Source organism: bacterium, from assembly GCA_030697795.1.
In the GTDB taxonomy this organism is placed as follows: Bacteria; Patescibacteriota; Minisyncoccia; order JACQLN01; family JACQLN01; genus JACQLN01.
Genome location: JAUYOV010000009.1, coordinates 1 through 1511, shown reverse-complemented (window position 1 = coordinate 1511; position 1511 = coordinate 1). Strand labels below are relative to the sequence as shown.

At 39.8% G+C, this 1511-nt stretch carries 3 protein-coding genes; 2 read left to right on the top strand and 1 reads right to left on the bottom strand.

Annotated elements, in window-relative coordinates; genetic code table 11:
• On the bottom strand, positions 1-185 hold a 185-nt coding region (locus Q8Q95_04020), incomplete at its 3' end, for a hypothetical protein (GenBank protein ID MDP3764759.1).
• 18 nt (positions 186-203) lie between these two features.
• On the opposite strand from Q8Q95_04020, the gene Q8Q95_04015 reads away from it, so the two are divergent.
• Entirely contained in the window at positions 204-611 is a 408-nt protein-coding gene (locus Q8Q95_04015) for a GxxExxY protein (GenBank protein MDP3764758.1), read from the top strand.
• On the top strand, positions 598-1511 hold a 914-nt coding region (locus tag Q8Q95_04010; GenBank protein MDP3764757.1), incomplete at its 3' end, for a cohesin domain-containing protein. The genes Q8Q95_04015 and Q8Q95_04010, both read left to right, overlap by 14 nt.

Here is a 1511-nt window from a genome sequence, read left to right as displayed (position 1 = left end):
GCAATAAAAACGGCGATATCAATGGTGATGGCAAAGTAAACATAATTGACTTTTCCATAATGCTCTTTTTCTGGAACCAGCGTAGTCCTAAAAATCCCTGCGCCGATATCAATCAGGACGGCATAGTAAATATTTTTGATTTTTCCATTATGCTCTTCTGGTGGACCGGCTAGCGAGCTAGCCATACACGAAAATACACGAATATGGACACGAATAAACACGAAAAGTTATTATATAAGGAGTTGTCTTACCAAGTGCAGGGGGCTGCTATCGAAGTAAGAAAAGATTTTGGTTCCGGGCATAAAGAAAGTATTTATCAGAATGCATTTGCGGAAGAACTTAAAGCTAGAAAAGTTAAATTTGAAAAAGAGAAAGCTATCAAAATTTATTCGCCTAAAACCAAAAACTTTATAGGATTGTATCGTCCAGATTTTATTGTTGAAGATAAAATTTTAATTGAGCTTAAAGCAGTAAATAAAATACCAAAAATGTTCATTGATCAGCTATATGACTATTTAAGAAACAGCCAATATGAACTTGGTTATTTTATAAATTTTGCGTCGCCAAGGCTTTATATTAAAAGAATAATTTATACCAATGACCGGAAGTAGACACGAAATACCACGGATTACCAACACGAAACTCCACAAAAATTATTTCATTCGTGGCTGTTCGTGTTATTATTCGTGGTTATTAGTGTTTTTGCTGGCTATTAGTATATTTCCATTGATCGCAGAAGCGCAAGGTTTAATTCTCAAAAGTCTAAAAACAACATACAACGCCGGAGACAGCTTTTCCGTGTCGCTGTCGCTGGATACGAAAGGGCAATCCGTAAACACCTTAAGCGGCAAAATCCAAGTTCCAACTTCCAACCTCCAAATTCTTGATGTAAGATACGGCAGCTCCATAATTTCTTTATGGGTGGAGCGCCCCAAAATAGATTCTTCCGGAAATATTACTTTTGTCGGCGGCATTCCCGGCGGATTTTCCGGATCCAATGGGCCGATTTTAACTTTCGGAGTGCGCGCTAAATCCGAAGGCCAGGCTGCTATAAACATAAAAGACATAAAAATATTGCTTAACGACGGCAAAGGCACGGAACTCGCAGGGGCCACCTCCGGGATTTTGAAACTTATCATAAGCAAAGCTTTGCCTAAACCGGCGCAGGAGGAAGAACCTAAAGAAGCGTATATTCCTCCGCCGGATACTGTTCCTCCGGAAAGTTTTATTCCTTTAGTAAGCAGTCATCCTACCATAGGAGATAATAAATATTTTGTTTCTTTCTTCGCGGTTGATAAGGATTCCGGCGTAGCCAAATATGAAATCGTGGAAAGCCCGCTGATTCTTTCCTTATTCACCAAACGGTTTGACGCTTCTCCGCTGACGGCCGAAACGCCGTATATTTTAAAAGGGCAATTTTGGGCTTACAAGATAACCGTGCGCGCTTACGACCAAGCCGGAAATTTTACGGATAGTTTTGTTATAAAACCGTTAAGCGCCAAAGTGGTTGT

Bases quoted from the DNA above. Each gene is read 5' to 3' on its own strand.
- Q8Q95_04015 (MDP3764758.1), top strand. From the start codon at position 204: ATGGACACGAATAAACACGAAAAGTTATTATATAAGGAGTTGTCTTAC.